The 22,065-nt window shown below is 61.1% G+C and carries 20 protein-coding genes; 15 read left to right on the top strand and 5 right to left on the bottom strand.

Annotated features, from left to right (window positions below):
• Window positions 1–289: 289 nt before the first annotated feature.
• Genes rimK through JOE29_RS23245 form a run of 3 tightly spaced genes read right to left on the bottom strand, consistent with a single transcriptional unit; the run spans window position 290 to window position 2,467 of the window.
• Window positions 290–1,195 (bottom strand): 30S ribosomal protein S6--L-glutamate ligase, encoded by a 906-nt coding sequence (rimK, locus tag JOE29_RS23255; RefSeq protein WP_003318100.1) that lies wholly within the window; start codon window positions 1,193–1,195, stop codon window positions 290–292.
• Entirely contained in the window at window positions 1,192–1,635 is a 444-nt protein-coding gene (locus tag JOE29_RS23250) for an ATP-dependent zinc protease (protein WP_170855945.1), read from the bottom strand. The genes rimK and JOE29_RS23250 overlap by 4 nt, the downstream gene beginning before the upstream one ends.
• A 49-nt stretch (window positions 1,636–1,684) precedes the next feature.
• Entirely contained in the window at window positions 1,685–2,467 is a 783-nt protein-coding gene (locus JOE29_RS23245; protein WP_003318102.1) for an EAL domain-containing protein, read from the bottom strand.
• Window positions 2,468–2,634: 167 nt separating this feature from the next.
• Here JOE29_RS23245 and JOE29_RS23240 point away from each other — a divergent pair, with 167 nt between their 5' ends.
• The 4 genes from JOE29_RS23240 (at window position 2,635) to JOE29_RS23225 (ending at window position 6,474) form a co-directional block, all read left to right on the top strand.
• Window positions 2,635–3,042 (top strand): S4 domain-containing protein, encoded by a 408-nt coding sequence (locus tag JOE29_RS23240; protein WP_210079905.1) that lies wholly within the window; start codon window positions 2,635–2,637, stop codon window positions 3,040–3,042.
• Window positions 3,043–3,218: 176 nt separating this feature from the next.
• On the top strand, window positions 3,219–4,121 hold the full coding sequence (hslO, locus tag JOE29_RS23235; RefSeq protein ID WP_003318104.1) for an Hsp33 family molecular chaperone HslO: 903 nt from the start codon (window positions 3,219–3,221) through the stop codon (window positions 4,119–4,121).
• Window positions 4,122–4,300: 179 nt separating this feature from the next.
• On the top strand, window positions 4,301–5,845 hold the full coding sequence (locus JOE29_RS23230) for a phosphoenolpyruvate carboxykinase (protein WP_044312674.1): 1,545 nt from the start codon (window positions 4,301–4,303) through the stop codon (window positions 5,843–5,845).
• A 128-nt stretch (window positions 5,846–5,973) separates the two neighbouring features.
• Window positions 5,974–6,474 carry a GNAT family N-acetyltransferase gene (locus tag JOE29_RS23225; RefSeq protein ID WP_210079904.1) on the top strand — a complete coding sequence of 167 codons (501 nt, stop codon included), beginning with the start codon at window positions 5,974–5,976 and terminating at the stop codon, window positions 6,472–6,474.
• A gap of 140 nt (window positions 6,475–6,614) precedes the next feature.
• On the opposite strand, the gene JOE29_RS23220 is transcribed toward JOE29_RS23225, so the two are convergent.
• On the bottom strand, window positions 6,615–7,328 hold the full coding sequence (locus JOE29_RS23220) for a cupin domain-containing protein (RefSeq protein ID WP_210079903.1): 714 nt from the start codon (window positions 7,326–7,328) through the stop codon (window positions 6,615–6,617).
• A gap of 298 nt (window positions 7,329–7,626) precedes the next feature.
• A complete protein-coding gene (locus JOE29_RS23215; RefSeq protein WP_029571769.1) occupies window positions 7,627–8,484 on the bottom strand; it encodes a GNAT family N-acetyltransferase in 858 nt (285 codons plus the stop codon).
• Between the two features lie 534 nt (window positions 8,485–9,018).
• On the opposite strand from JOE29_RS23215, the gene JOE29_RS23210 reads away from it, so the two are divergent.
• From JOE29_RS23210 to JOE29_RS23160, 11 genes are all read left to right on the top strand, one after another.
• Window positions 9,019–9,687: a haloacid dehalogenase type II gene (locus tag JOE29_RS23210; protein ID WP_003425796.1), complete on the top strand. Its 669-nt coding sequence runs from the start codon at window positions 9,019–9,021 to the stop codon at window positions 9,685–9,687.
• 66 nt (window positions 9,688–9,753) lie between these two features.
• Window positions 9,754–11,028, top strand: a complete 1,275-nt coding sequence (locus tag JOE29_RS23205; RefSeq protein WP_024663736.1) for an FAD-binding oxidoreductase — start codon at window positions 9,754–9,756, stop codon at window positions 11,026–11,028.
• A 93-nt stretch (window positions 11,029–11,121) separates the two neighbouring features.
• Window positions 11,122–12,759 carry an ABC transporter substrate-binding protein gene (locus JOE29_RS23200; protein WP_003318111.1) on the top strand — a complete coding sequence of 546 codons (1,638 nt, stop codon included), beginning with the start codon at window positions 11,122–11,124 and terminating at the stop codon, window positions 12,757–12,759.
• Window positions 12,760–12,790: 31 nt separating this feature from the next.
• The gene (locus JOE29_RS23195; RefSeq protein ID WP_003318112.1) at window positions 12,791–13,747 is read left to right on the top strand and encodes an ABC transporter permease; all 957 of its coding nucleotides are present in this window, start codon (window positions 12,791–12,793) and stop codon (window positions 13,745–13,747) included.
• Window positions 13,744–14,622, top strand: a complete 879-nt coding sequence (locus JOE29_RS23190) for an ABC transporter permease (RefSeq protein ID WP_003425791.1) — start codon at window positions 13,744–13,746, stop codon at window positions 14,620–14,622. Before JOE29_RS23195 ends, JOE29_RS23190 begins: the two co-directional genes overlap by 4 nt.
• A 1-nt stretch (window position 14,623) precedes the next feature.
• On the top strand, window positions 14,624–16,465 hold the full coding sequence (locus tag JOE29_RS23185) for an ABC transporter ATP-binding protein (RefSeq protein ID WP_210079902.1): 1,842 nt from the start codon (window positions 14,624–14,626) through the stop codon (window positions 16,463–16,465).
• Window positions 16,462–16,773, top strand: a complete 312-nt coding sequence (locus JOE29_RS23180) for a (2Fe-2S)-binding protein (RefSeq protein WP_003318115.1) — start codon at window positions 16,462–16,464, stop codon at window positions 16,771–16,773. Before JOE29_RS23185 ends, JOE29_RS23180 begins: the two co-directional genes overlap by 4 nt.
• A complete protein-coding gene (locus JOE29_RS23175; protein WP_074953812.1) occupies window positions 16,752–18,161 on the top strand; it encodes an FAD-dependent oxidoreductase in 1,410 nt (469 codons plus the stop codon). Before JOE29_RS23180 ends, JOE29_RS23175 begins: the two co-directional genes overlap by 22 nt.
• Window positions 18,158–19,327: an FAD-binding oxidoreductase gene (locus tag JOE29_RS23170; protein ID WP_074996775.1), complete on the top strand. Its 1,170-nt coding sequence runs from the start codon at window positions 18,158–18,160 to the stop codon at window positions 19,325–19,327. Before JOE29_RS23175 ends, JOE29_RS23170 begins: the two co-directional genes overlap by 4 nt.
• Window positions 19,324–20,481: an acetylornithine deacetylase gene (argE, locus tag JOE29_RS23165; RefSeq protein WP_044312666.1), complete on the top strand. Its 1,158-nt coding sequence runs from the start codon at window positions 19,324–19,326 to the stop codon at window positions 20,479–20,481. The genes JOE29_RS23170 and argE overlap by 4 nt, the downstream gene beginning before the upstream one ends.
• Before the next feature lie 114 nt (window positions 20,482–20,595).
• Window positions 20,596–22,053: an NAD-dependent succinate-semialdehyde dehydrogenase gene (locus tag JOE29_RS23160; protein ID WP_003437314.1), complete on the top strand. Its 1,458-nt coding sequence runs from the start codon at window positions 20,596–20,598 to the stop codon at window positions 22,051–22,053.
• The last annotated feature ends 12 nt before the right edge of the window (window positions 22,054–22,065 follow it).

Here is a 22,065-nt window from a genome sequence, read left to right as displayed (position 1 = left end):
CCCATGGCGCACGTATACGTCTAATGCCGTAAACGACTACCTCATGCATGATCGGCATACAAATACGGGAGAAATGTGTTGATTTATGCCGCGCAGGAGAATGGCTATTCGGCGCGAAGCTGGCTATTACGTCGCCTTAAGCTGAACAGAGGGATGCGGGACTAAAGACGGGATACTGCGGCGAGGACTCGGCTGGCAGGCCTGTTTACCTGATGTACGGTAGCTGAATGCACAGGCCGGCGTCCGCAGACATGGCGCCGGCGTGTGCAATCGAAACGGGGGCGGGCAGTTAGCCTTTACCTTTGGTGCGGGTCATGTGCGGGCCGCTGTTTTTCTCGAGGTACTCGATGATCATCCCGGCCACGTCCTTGCTGGTAGTCACTTCAATGCCTTCCAGGCCAGGCGAGGAGTTGACCTCCATCACCAGAGGGCCGTGGTTGGAACGCAGGATGTCCACACCCGCCACGCTCAGCCCCATGACCTTGGCTGCACGCAGCGCAGTCATGCGCTCTTCAGGGGTGATCTTGATCAGGCTGGCGCTGCCGCCGCGGTGCAGGTTGGAGCGGAACTCGCCTGGCTTGGCCTGGCGCTTCATCGAGGCAATGACCTTGTCGCCGACCACGAAGCAGCGAATGTCGGCGCCGCCCGCTTCCTTGATGTATTCCTGAACCATGATGTCCTGCTTGAGGCCCATGAAGGCTTCGATCACCGATTCGGCCGCCGTGGCCGTTTCGCACAGCACCACGCCGATCCCCTGAGTGCCTTCGAGCACCTTGATGACCAGCGGCGCGCCGTTGACCATCTGGATGAGGTCGGGAATATCGTCGGGCGAGTGAGCGAAACCGGTAACCGGCAAGCCGATCCCCCGGCGTGACAGGAGTTGCAACGAGCGCAGCTTGTCCCGCGAACGGGCAATGGCGACCGATTCATTGAGCGGAAACACGCCCATCATTTCAAACTGACGCAACACCGCACAGCCATAGAAAGTCACCGAAGCACCGATGCGCGGGATCACCGCATCGAAGCCCTCCAGAGGTTTGCCGCGGTAGTGAATCTGCGGCTTATGGCTGGCGATGTTCATATAGGCGCGCAGGGTGTCGATCACCACCATCTCATGGCCACGCTCAATGCCAGCTTCGACCAGACGACGGGTGGAATACAGACGCGGATTACGCGAAAGCACAGCGATCTTCATGCAACACCTGAGGAAGTAGAGGCCGGGAACACCGGCTTGTCTTGTACGTAAGTTATGCCCGGATTGACCACCAGATGGCCATCGATCAGAGCTTTGGAACCGAGCAGCAGTCGATAACGCATCGACTTGCGGCAAGCCAGCGTGAATTCCACCGGCCAGATACGATCACCCAGGGCCAGTGTGGTGCGAATGACATAACGCACCTGCGCCTGACCGTTGGAGCTTTTAATGGTTTTCATGGCAACCAGTTGCGCTTCGCAGCGACGATGCCGCAACTGAACCACAGTGCCCAGATGCGCGTTGAAGCGCACCCATTTCTGGCCATTGCGTTCAAAAGGCTCGATTTCCGTGGCATGCAGACTCGACGTGCTTGCACCGGTATCGATTTTTGCCCGCAGGCCTGCCACCCCCAGATCGGGAAGCGCCACCCACTCGCGCAGGCCGATAACTGTCAGATGATCGAATGTCTTCAATGCGATTCCGTACTGTTCAAGACTTCTGCCAGGCCTCGGGTGCGACCTGAGCCAGGGCTTTGAATGCAGGTTTGGCGAACAAATAGCCTTGCATCAGGGATATGCCGCAATCAGCCAGAAAATCCCGCTCTTCAATGTGTTCGATACCTTCGGCGATGAGTTTAATCCCCAAGTCCGTACACATTGTGACAACGCCACGAACAATGGCCTGACGTGCGCGATCACGATGAATGTCGCGAACCAGGTGCATGTCGAGCTTTATCAGATCGGGCTGGAAATCAGCCAGCAGCGTCAGGCCGGAGTAGCCGGCACCGAAATCGTCGATGGCGGTCATGAAACCGAACTCTCGGTATTCGCGCAGGATGTTGCTCAAATGGCCGTTGTTGCAGACATGTTCGCTTTCAATGGTTTCGAAAATCAACCGCTCGATGGGAAAGTCATGAAGCTTGGCCGCTTCCAGCGTGCTGCGGATACACAGCTCGGGACGATACACGGCATTTGGCAAAAAATTGATCGATAAACGTTCGGTCATGCCCAGTCTCGCAGCGCCGGCGATGGCTGTGGTCCGGCAGGTCTGATCGAAGCGATAGCGGTTCTGGTCGGTGACCTGGTTCAGTACCGACATCGCGCCTTCACCATTCGGGCCCCGGACCAGCGCCTCATGGGCAAAGATCGACTGGTCATGCAGGTTGACGATGGGTTGATAGGCATAATCAAACGAAAAGCCCAGTTCCGGACTGCCGGTGCAGCCCTCACACCCCTTTTTGGGGGAGGTCAACGAAGTTGGAAAATCTGTCACATCGCACTCCATGTGAGGTCAGGGCCATAAAATGATGAATAGCGGATTTTGACAAGCAAGGATCGGTTACTTCATGTTCTTGACAGCTATAGATCAGCAACTGCAGGCCGTCACGTTTCCTGATTAGCCGGATAACGTTCAGACTGCCACACGCATGAGGAATTCAAATGGCACAAAAGATGGAAGAAGACGATAAGGTGCGCCTGGATAAATGGCTGTGGGCCGCGCGCTTTTTCAAAACTCGCGCGCTGGCCAAAGCGGCTATCGAAAGCGGAAAGGTGCACTGTCGCGGCGAACGTTGCAAGCCCGGCAAAGAGCCTCGTATCGGTGACGAGTTTCAGATTCGCATGGGTTTCGACGACCGCACGGTAGTCGTCGAAGCTCTGTCCATCGTACGGCGTGGCGCGCCGGAGGCACAGACGCTGTATTACGAGACACCCGAGAGCATCGCCAGGCGCGAGAATGCGGCGGCTCAGCGCAAGGCCGGCAACCTGGGTGTGACCACCGACGGAAAGCCGACCAAGAAGCAACGCCGGGAGCTTTTCGGCTTCCGCGCCAGCCAGAACAACGACTGAAACACGGCACCGGGCAGCTCCGGCTATCAGTCCGACGTGCCATCCAGCTTGGAAGCGCACCGCATAGCTCCTAAAATGCGGTCAATCCGCATGGCCCACGGCGCTTTCGAGTGCCGGAAGGTGCTTCCTCAGCCGCGTGCCATCCATTGTCATTACTTCAGATACCTTTCCTACCTATGCATGATTTCCCGAACATCGATTTCACCCAGCGCTTCATCTTCGACGAAAGCGACGTTCGCGGAGAACTGGTCGCCCTGGAGCGCAGCTACGCCGAAGTGCTCGCCAAGCATCCCTACCCGGAGCCGGTCGCGCAGTTGCTTGGCGAACTGATGGCGGCTGCCGCGCTGCTCGTCGGCACCCTCAAATTCGACGGCCTGTTGATCCTCCAGGCACGCTCCAGCGGCGCAGTGCCGTTGCTGATGGTCGAGTGCTCCAGCGAGCGTGAACTGCGTGGCATTGCCCGTTATGACGAGGCACTGGTCACAGCAGGCGCAGGTCTGCAGGACCTGATGCCCGATGGCTCGCTGGCATTGACCATCGACCCGAACAAGGGCAAGCGCTATCAGGGTATCGTTGCCCTCGACGGCGTCGACCTGTCGGAAAGCCTCTCCAACTATTTCGTGATGTCCGAACAGCTGGGCACGCGTTTCTGGCTCAAGGCCGACGGCCATCGCGCCCGTGGTCTGTTGCTGCAACAGCTGCCCATCGCACAGATCACCGATCCGGAAGAACGCGACGCCAGCTGGGAGCACGTCATCACCCTGGCCAACACCCTTACGGCCGAGGAAATGCTAGGGCTGGACAACCAGACCATCCTGCATCGCCTGTATCACGAAGACCCGGTTCGCCTGTTCGACGAACAGCCCATCTGCTTTCGCTGCAGTTGCTCGCGTGAGCGCTCGGCCAATGCGCTGGCCAGCCTTGGGCTGGAGGACGCGCAGCAATTGGTTATCGAGCACAACGGCACGATCGAGATCGATTGCCAGTTCTGCAACGAACGCTATCTGTTCGATGCCACTGACGTCGCGCAGCTGTTTGCTGGCGGCGGTGTCGATTCGCCATCTGACACGCGCCATTAATCATCGCGTAAAGGGCCTCAGAAAACGGTGTGGGCCCCTGTAATGCTGTTCTGACAGGAGGGTCCTACCATTTCCAGGCATTTCTGGCATAATCCGGCCCACTTTTACGCTGTAGTAGTGGTTGTTTTTTTACTACAAAACCGTTTGGAGCACTCGGCCACAGGCCGACGGGGAACCTCATGACGCAAACCAACAACGCTGTGTACACCGATCTGAGCACCGACGAACTGGTCAAGGAAGCCCTTGCCCGCAAAGAAGGCGTACTGTCCGATACTGGCGCACTGGTTGTGGAGACAGGCCATCGCACTGGCCGTTCGCCGGTCGATCGTTTCATCGTTGAAGAGCCGAGCACTCAGGACGCCATCGCCTGGGGCCCGATCAACCGCAAGTTCCCGGAGGAGAAATTCAACGCCCTGTGGAACCGTGTCGGCGCGTACCTCGCCGAGCGCGAGCGCTTCGTTTCCCATGTTCATGTAGGCTCCGACCCTGCGCACTACCTGCCGGTCAAGATGACCACCGAGACTGCGTGGCACAATCTGTTCGGCCGTTGCCTGTTCATCAACCCTGAACAGTACAACCCGGCAGGCAAGGACGAGTGGGAAATCCAGAACGCGCCATGGTTCGTCTGCGACCCTGAGCGTGACGGCACCAACTCCGACGGCACCGTCATCATCAACTTCAAAGCCCGCAAGGTGCTGATCGCAGGCATGCGTTATGCCGGCGAAATGAAGAAAGCCATGTTCTCGGTGCAGAACTTCCTGCTCCCGGCGTCCGACGTTCTGCCGATGCACTGCGCGGCCAACATGGGCGAAGAGGGCGATGTCACCCTGTTCTTCGGCCTGTCCGGCACCGGCAAGACCACCCTGTCCGCTGATGAAAGCCGTTACCTGATCGGTGACGACGAACACGGCTGGGGCGAGGGCGTGGTGTTCAACATCGAAGGCGGTTGCTATGCCAAGTGCATCGACCTGTCCGAGAAGAACGAGCCGGTCATCTGGAAAGCCATCCAGCACGGCGCCGTACTGGAAAACGTCGTACTCGACCCGGTTACCAAAAAAGCCGACTACGCCGACAGCAGCCTGACCCAGAACAGCCGCGCCGCCTACCCGCGCGAACTGATCGAAAAACGCGCACCGAAAAACCTCGGTGGCGAGCCGAACGCCGTTATCTTCCTGACCTGCGACCTGACCGGCGTACTGCCGCCTGTGTCGATCCTCAGCGAAGAACAGGCCGCCTACCACTTCCTGTCGGGTTACACCGCACTGGTCGGCTCGACTGAAATGGGTTCGGGTTCGGGCATCAAGTCCACCTTCTCCACCTGCTTCGGCGCACCGTTCTTCCCGCGTCCGGCTGGCGAATACGCTGAACTGCTGATCAAGCGCATCCGCGGCTTCAAATCCAAGGTCTACCTGGTCAACACCGGCTGGACCGGCGGTGGCTACGGCGTCGGCAAGCGCTTCAACATCCCGACCACCCGTGGCGTGATCGCAGCGATCCAGAGCGGCGCACTGATCGGTGCCGAAACCGAACACCTCGACACCATCAACCTCGACGTACCGAAGTCGGTACCCGGCGTCGATACCGGCCTGCTCAACCCACGCAACACCTGGGCTGACAAAGCTGCCTACGACGAAGCGGCAAAAGCACTGGCTGGCCTGTTCGTGGAGAACTTCAAGAAGTTCGACGTGAGCGACGCCATCAAGGCTGCGGGTCCGAAGTTGTAATTAAACATCTTCAGGGTCACACGCCCGTGTGACCCTCGAAAATGCTCAAGCAAACGCCTCGACTTGTCGGGGCGTTTGCTTGTCTGGAATACTGATTTTCACTGAGGACGATGACCAGGAGGTGTGTTGTGGGCGTAAACGGGATTCAGATACGGCGTTTCGTGCCGAGCGACGAGTCAGGTGTATCGGCGATGATCCTGCCGATCCAGCGTGAAGAGTTCGGTATTTCCATCACCGCCGAAGACCAGCCTGACCTGAAAGCGATTCCGGACTTTTACCAGACCGGCACAGGGGATTTCTGGGTTGCGGTACAAGACGATCAGGTCATCGGCAGCATCGGTCTCAGAGACATCGGCGCAGGCCAGGCAGCACTGCGCAAGATGTTTGTCGCCGCCCCGTTTCGCGGCCGGGAATTCTCCGTTGCAGCCAGACTGCTCGAGCGCCTGATCGAGGAATCAACCCGCAAGGGCGTCAGCGAAGTTTTCCTGGGCACGACCGACAAATTTCACGCTGCGCATCGCTTCTATGAAAAGCACGGCTTTCGGGAGATCACCAAAGAAGATCTGCCAGCGAGCTTTCCGTTGATCGCGGTGGACAGCAAGTTCTACGTGCTGGGCCTGAAAGAATAATGTAGCGGGCGAGAAGCATCACCAGTGTTTGGGTGCTTCTGCCGGTTTCGTTGTATTCATCCACATAGCGTTTTCCCATCGCTCCATTCCAGGCTCCCTGCTGAATAGAGTCGTCGGGCGAAGCAGAACGTCGTTCTACTTCACGTCACCGCATAAAACTTGCGCACATACGCAGTGCTGGTCCATTTGCAGGGCGCGCCTTGGGCGACGAATACGGTATCGCCGGTATTCACGGTCAGGCCCGGGCCGTTTTCCAGGCTCAGCTCGACGCTGCCTTCGATCAGGCTCATCAGTTCATGGATCTTGTGCGGCCGCGAGATGCGTTCGTAGGGGGTGGAGTCCCACACGCCGATGCGCAGGGTGCTGGCGCTGTCTTCGAAGAGGTTGTTGCTGCGGCATTGCGGCAGCGCGCTGATCATGATCGCCGGGTCTGGCGGTGAAGACGGCGTGAGCATGGCCAGGCGGTCGAGCGCGGTGATGCCGGGTTTGTCTGGCCCGCTGGCCTGGGTGGACGCGCAGAACGCCCAGAGGCTGCCCGGTTGCGCGTCGATACGTACTTGAGTGCCGCGACCGATCACGGCACTTTCACCGGACTTGATGGTGAGGCTCTCGGTGCCGGAGGTCAGGGTGACGGACCCGCGATGCATCACCAGCATTTCGGTGTAGGGGTAGGCTGCCACTGACAGCGACGTGCCGAAATGCACGAGGCCGGCCGCAATGCCCTGATCATCGATGAACGCTGTGCGGCGTTCATTATCGAACGAGTCATGCGCATCGATGGGGCCAGTGGTGAATTCGGTGTCGACCGGGCTGAGGTCAGCGCGGGCCAATAGCAAAACAGTGGGTTGGGGCATCGGGTAGGGCTCCTGAAGTTGAAGCGTTGATGATCGTTCCCACGCTCCGGACTCAGCGTTATACACAAATCCGCTTTTGATTCTGGCCGGAGGCCGTAGGAGCGAACTTGTTCGCGAAAGGGCCGGTATAATTGCCTGCCTTCGCGAACAAGTTCGCTCCTACGCCCTGCGGGCAGAAGCCTGAAAAGCACGTATTCGGGGCTCTCCAAGACTTATGTATAACGATGAGCGCTCTGCGTGGTAATGCATTTCGTGACGCTCTGCGAGAGCATTGGCACGATGAGGTGCTTACGGGCGATCAGCCGATCGCCTGGGTAATCAGCGCAAACTGGCGAACGCCCTGAGTGGCTTGCGGGACTGCGCCCATGCTCATGCAGGTCACGCTGTCGACGCGCTTGAGGCCGGCTTCCTCCAGCCAGTCAGCCAGGCCGCTGTCGGTCGGGATGTCGATACGTACGAAGGCATAAGGCACGCGGGCCAGCAGCTCTCCAATCATGTGCCTGGCCTGGTCAACGCTCTGGGCAACAACAGGGCCGATGCACAGGCCACGACCGAACGGGCGCAGCAGGGCAAAGGCCTGCAACTGGCCGTCGCGCTCGATGCCAACAGCGTGCTCAAGGTTGTTCAGCACATCGCCCAGCGTCACCGAGCGGTCCATACCCGAACCGGCGTTGGCCAGTTCCAGCACACGAGGGTGGTCAGCCTCGCTCAGCCCCCGGCAACGTTCCTGTGCCTTCAGTTCGGTGGTGCCGGGCGGTTGCGCCTGCCCCTGACGCTGCTGGATCTCGCCAAAGCTGACGAACCCCATCTTCGCGTAGAGCGGCGCACCTGCCAGCGTGGCGTTGAGGACCGCCGTGCGGGGCGCGACGCTGCCGACGGCCAACTCCATCAGCTTGCGACCAATGCCCTTACCTTGATAGTCGTCGCTGACGATCACCAGGCCGATGGTAGAGAACTCGCCCTGATGGCAGGCAAACGCGCTGCCGATCAAACGCCCGTTGTGTAGCGCGACGAAGCCCTGAGCGACACGTTGCAGCATGGCCCAGTCTTCAAGCCGGTGCGGCCATTTCAGGGCGAGGGACAGTTCATGTGCGTTGCCGACATCGGCTGCAGTCATGGGGCGATATTCAAAGTCGAGGCGTTGCTGAGCGAGCATGAAGTCTCTCCGTCCAGAAGGATGCACAGGCAATAAAAGGTTGCTGCAGATGCTCTGTATCCCACCTGTGGCGAGAGGAGACAAGAGGCTGGCGAGCATTCGGCAGATTCCACAAAGTGCCGTTCGCCAGACCACAGTTACTGCTTAAATCAGCCGGGCCTCCGGCAGCAAATGCTTAGGGTTTTTACCCCGCGTTCAGGCTCTTTATATAGCTGCCGGCATTTGTCACTCGCCGAGCGCTGGCGCGGCGCAGTTTCTGCGGCGCAAACCCGCGTGTTTGAGCCCGAGCGCCCTGAAAAGGGTCACAAAAGCGCCGAAAACCGGGCTCTGCCCAAGGCTGGAGCGCCCCGCAAAGTCTGCTGAGCGCGCACCTCAAAACGGTGGTTTCTATCAAGCAGCCATCACTTTTAACGCCATATGCTGATTTCACGGTGTTGTAATGAGGTTGTGCTGCAGCGTGCATCACCGCCCCTGGACATCAGGCCGGATTGCTCGTCATGCCATGACCTCAACGAACTTTCAGGACCGCACACAATGAGCTTTCTTCGACCAAAATTCATTACGTTCGACTGCTACGGCACGTTGACCAATTTCCATATGGGCACCATGACGCGCGAGCTGTTTGCCGACCGCGTTCCGGCTGAACAGATGGATCAGTTCGTCAGGGATTTTTCGGCGTATCGTCTGGATCAGGTCATGGGTGACTGGATGCCATACGACGAAATCCTGAAAGTCGCACTGGCGCGCACCTGCAAGCGCTGGAACGTTGAATACCGCGAAGAAGGCCAGCTGTATTACGACGCCGTACCGACCTGGGGCCCACACGCCGATGTGCCCGCCGGCCTGTCGAAAATCGCCGACAAGATCCCGCTGGTGATTTACTCCAACGCCAGCGACAGCCAGATCATGTCCAACGTCGAAAAGCTCGGTGCACCGTTTCACAAGGTGTTCACCGCTGACCAGGCCAAGGTCTACAAGCCGCGTCTGGCAGCCTTCGAGTTCATGCTCGACAACCTGGGTTGCGGTCCGGAAGACATCTTGCATGTGTCCTCGAGCTTCCGTTATGACCTGTTCTCGGCCCACGACATGAAAATCAAAAACAAGGCCTTTGTGGCTCGCGGTCATGAACAGCCCGCCAACAGCTTCTACGAATACCACCAGATCCCGGATATCGGCGGACTGGCCGGGCTGGTCGGCCTCTAGGCTGGGCAACCCGCGCAAAACCGGCATTTTTCAAGGTGCTCTTCGATGAGTGACAAGGGGAACGATATGCGCAGTGAGTCTTACTGGCTCGATACGGCTCCAGACTTTACCGGCGCGCAGGACGGCGCAGTGGAGGGGCAGGCTGACGTGGTGGTGGTCGGTGGCGGTTTCACCGGCCTTGCTGCGGCGCGTGCATTGGCCTTGAAAGGTGCCAGCGTGGTGGTTCTGGAAGCAGGCCGGGTAATCGGCGAAGCGTCGGGCCGCAATGGCGGACAGTGCAATACCGGCGTGGCCCAGGACTACGCGTCGTTGAGCGCAACCCTGGGTGCCGATCAGGCACGCGAGTATTACAAGGCTTATGAAAGCGCGGTGCAGAGCGTCGTGACCGTAATCGAGGAGGAAAACATCGCCTGCGACATCAAGCGTAACGGCAAGCTCAAGCTGGCGGCCAAGCCAGGGCATTACGAAGGACTGGCGCGCACCTGCGAGCTGATCCGCCGCGAAGTCGATGCTGACGTCGAGCTGCTATCGGCTCAGGACGTGCGCGCCGAAATCGATTCGAACGAGTTTCACGGTGGCCTGCTGCAGCGCAACGGCATACAGATGCATGTCGGACGTTTCGGTCTGGGTCTCGCCGATGCGGCCGTGCGCCATGGCGCAAGGGTGTATCAGAACGCGACGGTAAAAGACTGGAAAGCCAACCGTGGCGGCTTTGTGGTCAACACCTCGAAAGGCTCGATCCAGGCCGGCCAGCTGATGTTGGCGACCGGTGCCTGCCAGCATGGCGGACTGGGCTGGTATCGCCGGCGCATCGTGCCGGTCGGCAGCTTCGTCATCGTCACTGAAGTATTGCCGCAAGCGCTGATCGACCAACTGTTCCCCCACCAGCGCGCTTACGTGACCAGCCGTTTGATCGGCAACTATTTCCGCCTCACGCCGGACAACCGCCTGCTGTTCGGTGGGCGCGCACGCTTCGCCATGTCCAACAGCAGCTCAGACGCCAAAAGCGGCAAGGTGTTGCAGGCGGCCATGGTGCAGATGTTTCCGCAACTGGCACACGTCAAAGTCGACTACTGCTGGGGCGGGCTGGTGGACATGACCTCCGACCGTTTGCCGCGTGCAGGCGAACACAACGGGGTCTTCTATTCGATGGGTTACAGCGGTCACGGTGTGCAGATGTCGGTGCACATGGGGCGGATGATGGCCGAAGTCATGGAAGGCAAGGCGCAGGCCAACCCCTGGAAGGACCTGAGCTGGCCAGCCATTCCCGGCCATTTCGGCAAACCATGGTTTCTGCCGCTGGTAGGCGCTTATTACCGCTATCAGGACAGCCGCCACTGAGTGTTCGTCTGACCGTCATCGTATGTGCTTGAAGGACGCTCCGGCCAACCGTGAGCAATTCGGAATTTTCCCTTTTCGACAGGTAGAACTGATATGGCTGATAAAAAAACCGACTCCGCGTTGATCACAGGCCAAGACAGCCTGCGGGTTTTCGAAGGTCTCAATCGTGGCCTGTCACGGCGCGATGCGTTGCGCATGCTGGGTGTTGCAGGCGTAGTTGCGGCGGGCTCCACCAGCCTGTTCGGCGCGGCCGGCAAGGTCTTTGCCGACGACGCGGATGCCCCTGTCAAAGGCAAACCGGGCGGCCGCATTCGGGTTGCCGGCATGTCCAGTTCTACCGCCGATACGCTGGACCCGGCCAAGGGCGCGCTGTCCACCGACTACGTGCGTCATTTCATGTTCTACAACGGCCTGACGCGTTTCGACAGCCATCTGGTGCCGCACATGGAACTGGCCGAGAAGATCGAAAGCGACAACGCGACGGTCTGGACCGTGACCCTGCGCCAGGGCGTGACCTTCCACAATGGCAAGGCGCTGACCGCTGGTGACGTGGTGTTCTCCCTGTCGCGCCACAAGGATCCGGCCACCGGTTCGAAAGTCATGCCACTGATGGCGCAGTTTTCCGAGATCAAGGCCACCGGCCCGCTGGAAGTGCAGATCACCCTCAGCTCGCCAAACGCCGAGCTGCCGTCGATCCTAGCGGTCTCGCACCTGCTGATCGTGCCTGAAGGCACCACCGACTTCAGCAAAGGCATCGGCACCGGGCCGTTCACCGTCAAGGAATTCAACCCTGGCGTGCGCTCGGTCAGTGCGCGCAACCCCAACTACTGGAAGCCGGGCCTGCCGTACCTGGACGAGATCGAATTCATCGCCATCGCCGACGAGCCATCGCGGGTCAACGCGCTGCTCTCCGGCGACGTACACATGATCAACGAGGTCAATCCGCGCTCGACCACACGCATTGCCGCCAGCGCCAAACACCGGGTGGTCGATGCCCCGTCCGGCAACTATACCGACCTGATCATTCGTCAGGACCAGATGCCCGGCAAGAGTCCGGAATTCACCGAGGCCATGAAGTACCTGCTGGACCGTGAGCAGGTCAAATCAGCGGTGTTCCGTGGCTATGCTCGCGTCGGTAACGACCACCCGATCTCGCCAGGCTCGCGCTACTTCAACGCTGACCTGCCACAGCGCGCCTACGACCCGGAAAAAGCCAAATTCCTGCTCAAGAAAGCCGGCATGGAAAGTATCACCATGGCCGTGGCGGCGTCGCCTGCCGCGACCGGTTCGGTGGACATTGCCGTGCTGCTGCAACAGTCCGCCAAGCAGGCCGGTCTGACCCTCAACGTCAACCGTCTGCCAAGCGACGGCTACTGGTCCAACCACTGGATGAAGCATCCGCTGAGCTTCGGCAACATCAACCCGCGCCCGAACGCCGACGTGATCTTCTCGCAATTCTTCCAGTCCACAGCGCCGTGGAACGAATCCGGCTGGAAAAACGACCAGTTCGATCAGTTGCTGGTGCTGGCCCGTGGCGAAACCGACGACGCCAAGCGCGGCAAAATGTATGGCGACATGCAGGCTCTGGTCAGCCAGAACTGCGGCGTCGGCATCCCTGTGTTCATCAGCAACATCGACGGTGTGGACAAGCGTGTCCAGGGCTACTCCAGCAACCCGCTGGGCGGCTTCATGGGCTACATGTTCAGCGAGCAGGTGTGGCTGGACGCGTAATTGCAACGCTGAACCGAGCAGGAGGACGCAGATGAATAGCAACACACTCTGGTTGATCGTGCAGCGCTTCGGCGCGGCGATCGTGACGTTGTTGATCGTTTCCATCGTGGTCTTCGCCATTACCGCGGTGTTGCCTGGAGACGCAGCGCAGCAGGCCCTTGGGCAATTCGCGACGCCTGAACAGGTCGCGGCGTTGCGTATCAAGCTGGGCCTGGATCAACCCGGTGTGGTGCGTTATCTGCATTGGTTGACCAACCTGCTCAGCGGCAACCTCGGCGAATCGGTCTCCAACGCGATGCCGGTCTCCGAGCTGATTGCCGGACGCTTCCCGAAAACGCTGATGCTGTCGGCCACCACCGCGCTGGTATCGGTGCCGGTAGCGCTGGCGCTGGGGATTGGCGCAGCGATGTACCGCGGCAGTCGCCTGGATAGCGCGCTGAATTTCATCACCCTGTCACTGGTCGCCGTGCCCGAGTTTCTGGTGGCAACGCTGGCGGTGCTGATTTTCGCCGTCAATCTGGGTTGGCTGTCCGCGCTGTCCTACGGCGCCGATGTCAGCTCGCCTTGGCAGTTCATGCGCACCTACGCGTTGCCGGTGATGACCCTGTGCTGCGTGATCGTGGCGCAGATGGCGCGCATGACTCGCGCTGCGGTCATTGACCAGCTGGACAGCGCGTATGTGGAAATGGCGCGCCTCAAGGGCGTCAGCCCGGTGCGTATCGTATTGCGCCATGCCTTGCCGAACGCCATCGGACCGATCGTCAACGCCGTGGCACTGAGCCTGTCGTACCTGCTCGGCGGCGTCGTCATCGTCGAGACCATCTTCAACTATCCCGGCATCGCCAGCCTGATGGTCGATGCCGTGACCAACCGTGACATGGCCCTGGTGCAGGGCTGCACGATGCTGTTCTGCTCCGCTTACCTTGGGTTGGTGCTGATGGCCGACCTGTGTGCAATTCTTTCCAATCCGAGGCTGAGAAACCAATGACTCAATTCATTGCGAAATCGACGCCTGCGGCGCCGCAACCGGTGCTTCGCAAAAAGGTGTCCCGTCCGACCTCATGGCTTGGCCTGCTGGGCGCAACGGTGTGCTTCATCTGGTTGATGGTCGCCCTGTTCGGCCCCTGGCTCGCACCGCATCCGGTGGGCGAAGTGGTCTCCGACAACATGTTCGAAAACATGAGCGCAGCCTATCCATTCGGTACTGATTACCTGGGTCGCGACATGCTCAGCCGCGTATTGGTCGGCGCGCGCTTCACCGTCGGCCTGGCATTGATTTCTGCCGTACTGGCCAGCGGCATCGGGACGCTGTGCGCGCTGCTGTCGGTGGTCGCGCCAAAATGGCTGGACGAAATCATCAGCCGCCTGATGGACGCGTTCATCTCGATCCCCAGCAAAATGCTGGCGCTGATCATGGTCTCGGCATTCGGCTCGTCCGAGGTGCTGCTGATCTGCACGGCGGTGCTGAGCTACACACCAGGCGCGTTTCGGATCGCGCGCAGCATGGCGGTGAATATCGAGGCGCTGGAATACGTGCAAGTGGCACGCACACGCGGCGAGGGCCGTATCTACATTGCCTGCCGGGAAATCCTGCCGAACATGCTCAACCCGGTCATGACCGACCTGGGCCTGCGCTTCGGCTTCATCGTCTTGCTGCTCAGCGGCATGAGCTTTCTGGGGCTCGGTGTACAGCCGCCTGACGCCGACCTGGGCTCGCTGGTCCGCGAGAACATCGGTGGCCTCAGCCAGGGCGCGCCGGCCATCGTGATCCCGGCACTGGCCATCGGCACTCTGACCATCGGCGTGAACCTGCTCATCGACCGGCTGGCCTCGCGGCGTGGTCGTCGTTCGGGAGGGCATTGAGATGAGCCAGTTGATTCGTGTGCAAGACCTGCGCGTAGTTGCCGATGGCGACCATGGCGAGCTGGAGATTGTCAAAGGCGTCAGCTTTGCGCTGGAAAAAGGTGAAGTGCTGGCACTGATCGGCGAGTCGGGCTCCGGCAAGACCACGATCGCGCTGGCCCTGCTGGGTTACGCCCGACGCGGTTGCAAGCTGGCCGGCGGGGTGGTTCAAGTGGGCGAGCACGACATGCTCAGCCTGCCCGAAAGCCAATTGCAGGGCCTGCGTGGCAATCGCGTTTCCTACATTGCGCAAAGCGCCGCAGCGGCCTTCAACCCGGCGAAAAAGCTTATCGATCAGGTGATCGAAGGTGCGTTGATTCACGGCCTGGGCAGCCGCGCGGAACTGGAAGCCAAGGCGGTCGAGCTGTTCCGCGATCTGGCCCTGCCCAATCCGGAAAGCATCGGTCGACGTTATCCGCATCAGGTCTCGGGCGGTCAGTTGCAGCGCGTCATGGCGGCCATGGCGCTGATCAGTGATCCGTTGCTGGTGATCCTCGACGAACCGACCACGGCACTGGACGTCACCACGCAGATCGACGTGCTGCGCGCATTCAAGCGGGTAGTCCGTGACCGGGGGGCCACTGCGGTTTATGTCTCCCACGACCTTGCGGTGGTGGCGCAGATGGCCGATCAGATCGTGGTGCTCAACGGTGGGCAGATCATCGAAACCAGCAGCACCGCCGCGCTGCTCAAGGGACCCGTGGACGCCTACAGCCGCAGCCTGCTGGCGGCGGCGCGTCCGGATAAAGTGCTGAGCCCGGCCAGCGAAGTGGTCAAGGACAGCACGCTGTTGACCATCACGGGCCTGACGGCGGGCTACGGCAAGAAGAACCTGCAGGGCATGCCGATGATTCGCGTGCTGGAAGACATCGACCTGACCATCCGCCGTGGTCAGGCCATCGGCGTGATCGGCGAGTCAGGCTCGGGCAAATCGACGCTGGCCCGTGTGGTCGCCGGTCTTCTGGACCCGGCGCATGGCAGCCTGACGTTCGACGGTGCCGAGTTGTCCGGCACCCTGGCGGGTCGTACCGAAGAACAGTTCCGGCGCATCCAGATGGTGTTCCAGAACGCCGACACCGCACTCAACCCGATGCACAGTATCAGCGCAATTCTGGCGCGCCCGCTGAAGATGTATTTCGGCCTGAAGGGCAGGGCCCTGCGCGAGCGCATCGATGAACTGATGGACCTGGTGCGCCTGCCCCGCGAGCTGGCCGAGCGGCGTCCCAACGAACTCTCGGGCGGGCAGAAACAACGCGTCAACCTGGCTCGCGCGCTGGCGGCCAAGCCGGACCTGATTCTCTGTGATGAAGTGACCTCGGCACTGGATACCGTGGTGGGTGCCTGCATCCTTGAACTGCTCGGCGAACTGCGCCGCAAGCTGGGGGTTTCCTACCTGTTCATCAGCCACGACATCTCCACCGTTCGCGCGCTGTGCGACGACATCGTGGTGATGTACAGCGGCCACAAGGTCGAAGAGGGCAGCCGCGAAGCCTTCAGCCGAATGCCGTTCCACCCCTACACCGATCTACTGGTGCATTCGGTGCCGGAACTGCGTCAGGGCTGGCTGGAAACCTGCGGTGTAACCAGCGGCAACCTGCCGCCCATCAGCGCACCGCCCAACAATCCGGAGCTGTGCACCTTCCTCAATCGCTGCCCGGCCCGAATCGAAGGCCTGTGCAACAAGACCGCGCCGGGCCGCCGCGTGATCGCAGGTGGCAGCGAAATCCTTTGCCACCGCGACAGCGACGAGCTGCAGGCCGTGCAAGAAAATCTGAATCCTGAAATCGTCGGAGCTTACGCATGAATGGCCGTTTTGTGAGGCTGGGCGAGCGTGATCGCCCGGTCGTGAGCCTGATGGTCGATGGCGCGCCTATCGAGGCATTGCAGGGCGATACGCTGATGGTGGCGTTGCTGACCCGCAAGGCAACGTTACGCCAGTCCGAGTTCGACCCGGGACGCCGTGCAGGTTTCTGTCTGATGGGTGCCTGCCAGGATTGCTGGGTCTGGACCCGCAGCGGTGAGCGGCTGCGCGCCTGCTCCAACGAAGTCCGCGACGGACTCGACATCGTCACCACCCAACCGGAGGCGAAATGGCCACTTCTTCACGGTTAGACGTTCGCAACCCTGGCAGCCCGAGAGTGGTCATCATCGGCGCCGGCCCGGCAGGCACCCGCTGCGCCGAAACCTTGCTGGCTGCGGGCATCAAACCGATCCTGATCGACGAAAACCGGCGTGACGGCGGGCAGATCTATCGCCGTCAGCCAGAAGGCTTCAAGCGCGATTATTCGGCGCTGTATGGCACCGAAGCGGCCAAAGCGCGTGACCTGCATGAAAGCTTCGATCGCTTGCGCCCGCAGATCGATTACCGCCCCGACACCCTGGCCTGGAACCTGACCCACGGCGAGCTGTGCTGTGCCAGTCAGGGCGTACACACCGTGGTCGAATACGACGCGCTGATCCTGTGTGCCGGGGCCACCGACCGTCTGATGCCGATCAAGGGCTGGCAACTGGCAGGCACCTACAGCCTCGGCGGCTCGCAGATTGCGCTCAAGTCGCAATCGGTCTCGATTGGCAGTCGCGTGGTGTTCATGGGTAGCGGCCCGCTGCTGTACCTGGTCGCCAGCCAGTACGTCAAAGCCGGTGCCGATGTCGCCGCAGTGCTGGACACCTCACCGTTCGGCAAACGCGTCAGCGCGATGCCCAAATTGCTGGCGCGTCCCGGTCTGCTGTTCAACGGCATGAAACTGCTGGGCCAACTATACAGCGCCGGGGTGCCGGTGCATCTGGGCGTGCAGCCCGAGGAAATCATCGGCAGCGAACAGGACGGCGTGACCGGCGTGCGTGTGAAGCTGGCCAATGGCACCGCGCTGAGCGTCGATTGCGATGCCCTGGCGCTGGGTTATCACCTGCGTCCGGAAACCCAGCTGGCTGATCTGGCCGGCTGCCAGTTACGCTTCGACGAAGCGTCCGGGCAATGGCTGCTGGCAGTCGATGAAGAGGGGCGTACCTCGGTCAAAGGTTTTTACGCCGCAGGTGACGGCGCGAAGATTCGTGGCGCCGATGCGGCGGAACAGGCCGGTCGACTGGTGGCGATGGCGCTGCTGGAAGACCTTGACCTGCCTGTGGATAACTCGCGTCAGGCAGAAGTGCGCAAGAGTCTGGTGGCGATGGATCGCTTTCGGGTCGGTCTGGCCGAAGCGTTTCCGTGGCCTGCGGCCCAGGCGGCTGCCTTGCCCGATGACGCCATTGTCTGCCGCTGCGAGATGATCAGCGCAGGCGAATTGCGCGGCGTCGTACGAGAAAAGGGCGCCTGCGAAGTCAACCGCGCCAAGGCTTTCAGTCGCGTCGGCATGGGCCGCTGCCAAGGCCGTTACTGCTCGCAGGCCGGGGCCGAGGTGATCGCAGCCGAAGCCGGCGTGCCGGTCGAACAGGTCGGTCGTCAGCGAGGTCAGGCACCGGTCAAACCGTTGTCGATGCTGATCGACGAGGTGATGTCATGAAGCAAGCGAAGGTGGACGTACTGATTGTTGGCGGCGGCTTCATGGGCTCGGCATCAGCGTTCTTTCTGCGCCAGCGCGGCAAGTCAGTGACGCTGCTGGAGCGCGACGTGATCGGTCAGTACGCCAGCGGCGTGAACTTCGGCAACGTGCGACGTCAGGGCCGGCATCTCGGTCAGCTGGAACTCGCCAACCGCTCCAGAGCGTTATGGCAGCGGCTGCCGGAGCTGATCGGTGAAGACCTGGAATTTCTGCCCAGCGGCCACATGCGCGTCTGCTATCGCGAGGACGAAATCGCCGAACTGGAAGCCTACGCAGCGGCCCCGGAAGCCCGTGAGCTGGACCTGAAAATCTACAGCGGGAAAGCGCTGCACGAGCGCTTTCCGTTTCTTGGCCCTGACGTGAAGGGCGGTTCCTACGCGCCACACGATGGCCACGCCAACCCGCGTCTGGCGGCACCGGCTTTCGCCCGCGCAGCGATTCGGGCCGGGGCGCGGATCGAAGAGCGTACCGAAGTGGCCCATGTGGAAAAGGTCGGTAACGAATTCGAAGTCACCACCACTGACGGGCGCATTTTCAGCGCCGATCAGTTGCTGATCACCGCTGGCGCCTGGGGGCAGAAACTCTCCACGCAGTTTGGCGAATCCGTACCGCTGGACACCCATGGTCCGCAGATGGCCGTGACCGAGCCGGTGCCGTATGCACTGCCGACAGTGATCGGCGTGTTCACCAAAATCCCTCACGAAGTGATCTACTTCCGGCAGATCGCTCGCGGCAACATCATCATCGGCGGTGGTTTTCGCAGCAAGCCGGACATGATCAACCGCCGCGCCTATGTCGAGCCGCGCAGCATCGTCAATCAGGTGCAGCAGATGCGTCGCCTGTTGCCCGGTGTCGGCAACCTGAACATCATCCGCGTGTGGAGCGGCATCGAAGGCTACACGCCGGACTCGCTGCCAGTGATGGGCCGCAGCGGCAAGGTCGACGGACTGTTCTATGCGTTCGGCTTCTGCGGCCACGGCTTCCAGCTCGGCCCGGGCGTGGGCGACGTGATGGCCGAACTGATCAGCACCGGCACGACCAGCACCTCGATCAGCCCGTTCGACATCCGCCGGTTTGACGTAAGCCTTGTGGACAACCTCACCGAACAGACGAGTAAAGCCTCATGAGCCCCCGCGCACTGGAAATCCTCAAGCGTCTGATCGCCTTCGACACCGTGTCGTCGGAGCCGAACATGGCGCTGATCGAATACGTCCGCGAACTGCTGGCCAGCAAAGGCATCGAGTCGCTGATCGTCAAGGACGAGACCGGCAAGAAAGCCAACCTGTTCGCCAGCACCGGCCCGCGCGATGTACCGGGCGTGCTGCTGTCCGGCCACACCGACGTGGTGCCGGCGGCCGGTCAGGCGTGGACCATGCCACCGTTTCAGGCAACCCTGCGTGACGGGCGCATCTACGGCCGTGGCACCTGCGACATGAAAGGCTTTATCGCCCTGGCTATCGACGCAATGCTCGATGCCGCAGACATGACCCTGATGCGCCCGCTGCAACTGGCCTTGTCCCACGACGAAGAGATCGGCTGTGTCGGTGTGCGGCGTCTGCTCGATGTCCTGCATCTGGCACCGGTACGTCCGTTTCTGTGCGTGGTTGGCGAACCGACCCTGATGCAGTTCGCCGTCGGCCACAAGGGCAAGGCGTCCTATCGCACCTTCTGTCGAGGTCAGGAGGCGCATTCCTCGCTGGCACCGCGCGCGGTCAACGCGATTCACCTGGCCAGCGATTTCATCGCCGAACTGCGCAAGAGTCAGAAGCAGATCGAGCAGCACGGCGCGCGTGACGAGGGTTACGACATCCCTTACAGCACCGTGCACATCGGCCGTATCGATGGCGGCAAGGCGCTGAACATCGTGCCCAACCTGTGCACCATGGAATTCGAGTACCGCAACCTGCCGGGCGACAACCCCGATGCGTTGCTGGAGCAATTGCGCGAGCGTGCCGAGGTGCTGGTACGTGAAGCGCGACAGCTGTCGGGTGTGGCAGACATCGAGATCGAGGTCATGAACGAATACCCGGCGCTGGAGACCCATCCAAGCGTTGAGGCAGTGCGCCTGCTGCATGCGTTTGCCGAACCGGGCACACAGCACATCAAGGTCTCGTATGGCACAGAGGGCGGCCTGTTCGCCGGGCGCCTGAACGTGCCGGTGGTGGTCTGCGGGCCAGGCTCCATCGAGCAGGCACACAAGCCGGACGAGTTTATCGACGAGAGTCAGATGGACGCAGGCGAGCGCTTTTTGCAGAGTCTGCTGGGGTCGTTGAAGCAGTAGAGGCTGCCGTCCGCAGGCAAATTTCAGCATCGGACGCTGCCGTTATCGCGCTTTCAGCATCCTGGACTGTGGCGTCTGCCTAGACTGGCAGTCATCCCGGAACAGGACTTGATCATGCTCAAGAATCAGTTGAAAGACCCCAGCCTGCTGGTAGACCGCGCCTACGTCGATGGGCAATGGATCAGCGCTGACGATGGTGCAACCTTGACCATCAACAACCCGGCCACCGGCGAGGCGCTGGCGCAGGTGCCGGCCCTGCAGGGCGTCGAAACCCTGCGCGCCATCGAAGCGGCTGATCGCGCCTGGCCGGCCTGGCGCGCACGTCCCGCAGCCGAACGCGCGGCGCTGCTGGAGCGCTGGCATCAGGCGATGCTCGACAACGTCGAAGACCTGGCGCTGATCATGACCTTTGAGCAGGGCAAGCCACTGAACGAGTCGCGCGGCGAGATCCGCTACGGTGCCAGCTTCGTCAAATGGTTCGCCGAAGAGGCGCGTCGTTCGTACGGTGAAACCATTCCCGCGCCCAGTGCAGACCGTCGCTTGATGACCCTCAAGCAACCAGTGGGTGTCTGTGCCGCGATCACACCGTGGAACTTCCCCAACGCCATGATCACCCGCAAGTGTGCGCCGGCCCTGGCTGCCGGATGCCCGATCATCGTCAAGCCATCGGACCTCACGCCCTTGTCAGCCCTGGCGCTGGCGGTGCTGGCCGAACGCGTGGGCATTCCTGCCGGGGTGTTCAACGTCATCACTGGCATGCCCACCGGGATTGGCGAAGAGCTGACCAGCAACCCGGTAGTGCGCAAGATTTCCTTCACCGGTTCGACGCCGGTCGGCCGTCTGCTGATGCGCCAGAGCGCCGAACACATCAAGCGTCTGAGCCTGGAACTGGGTGGCAACGCTCCCTTCATCGTGTTTGACGATGCGGATCTGGAACAGGCAGTGACGGGCATCATGCTCAGCAAATTCCGCAACGCCGGGCAGACCTGCGTGTGCGCCAACCGCATTCTGGTGCAAAACGGCATTTATGACCGCTTCGCTGCACGGCTGGTGGAAGAAGTGAGCAAGCTCAAGGTCGGCAACGGACTGGAAGAGGGCGTGACCATCGGCCCGCTGATCAATCCGGCGGCGGTCAGCAAAGTCGCCCGGCATATCGACGATGCGCTGAGCCAGGGAGCGAAACTGCTGCACGGCGGTTCTCCAGACGGCACCAGCCAGTTCGTCCAGCCCACGGTATTGGGCGATACGCACGCGGGCATGCTGCTGGCCAACGAAGAAACCTTCGGGCCTGTTGCGCCACTGATGCGCTTCACAGATGAAGCCGAAGCCCTGGCACTGGCCAACGCCACGCCTTATGGCCTTGGCGCTTATTACTTCACCCAGGACCTGCGCCGCTCATGGCGTTTCGGCGAGGCGCTGGAGTTCGGCATGGTCGGCCTCAACACCGGCATCATCTCCATGGAAGTCGCCCCGTTCGGCGGCATCAAACAATCCGGCCTGGGCCGCGAAGGCTCCAGCTACGGACTGGATGAATACCTGGAAGTGAAGGCGTTTCATGTGGGGGGGTTGTAGAGGCGGAGAAAA

It is taken from the genome of Pseudomonas sp. PvP009 (genome assembly GCF_017832995.1).
GTDB lineage: Bacteria > Pseudomonadota > Gammaproteobacteria > Pseudomonadales > Pseudomonadaceae > Aquipseudomonas > Aquipseudomonas syringae.
This window is presented reverse-complemented; position numbering and strand designations above follow the sequence as displayed.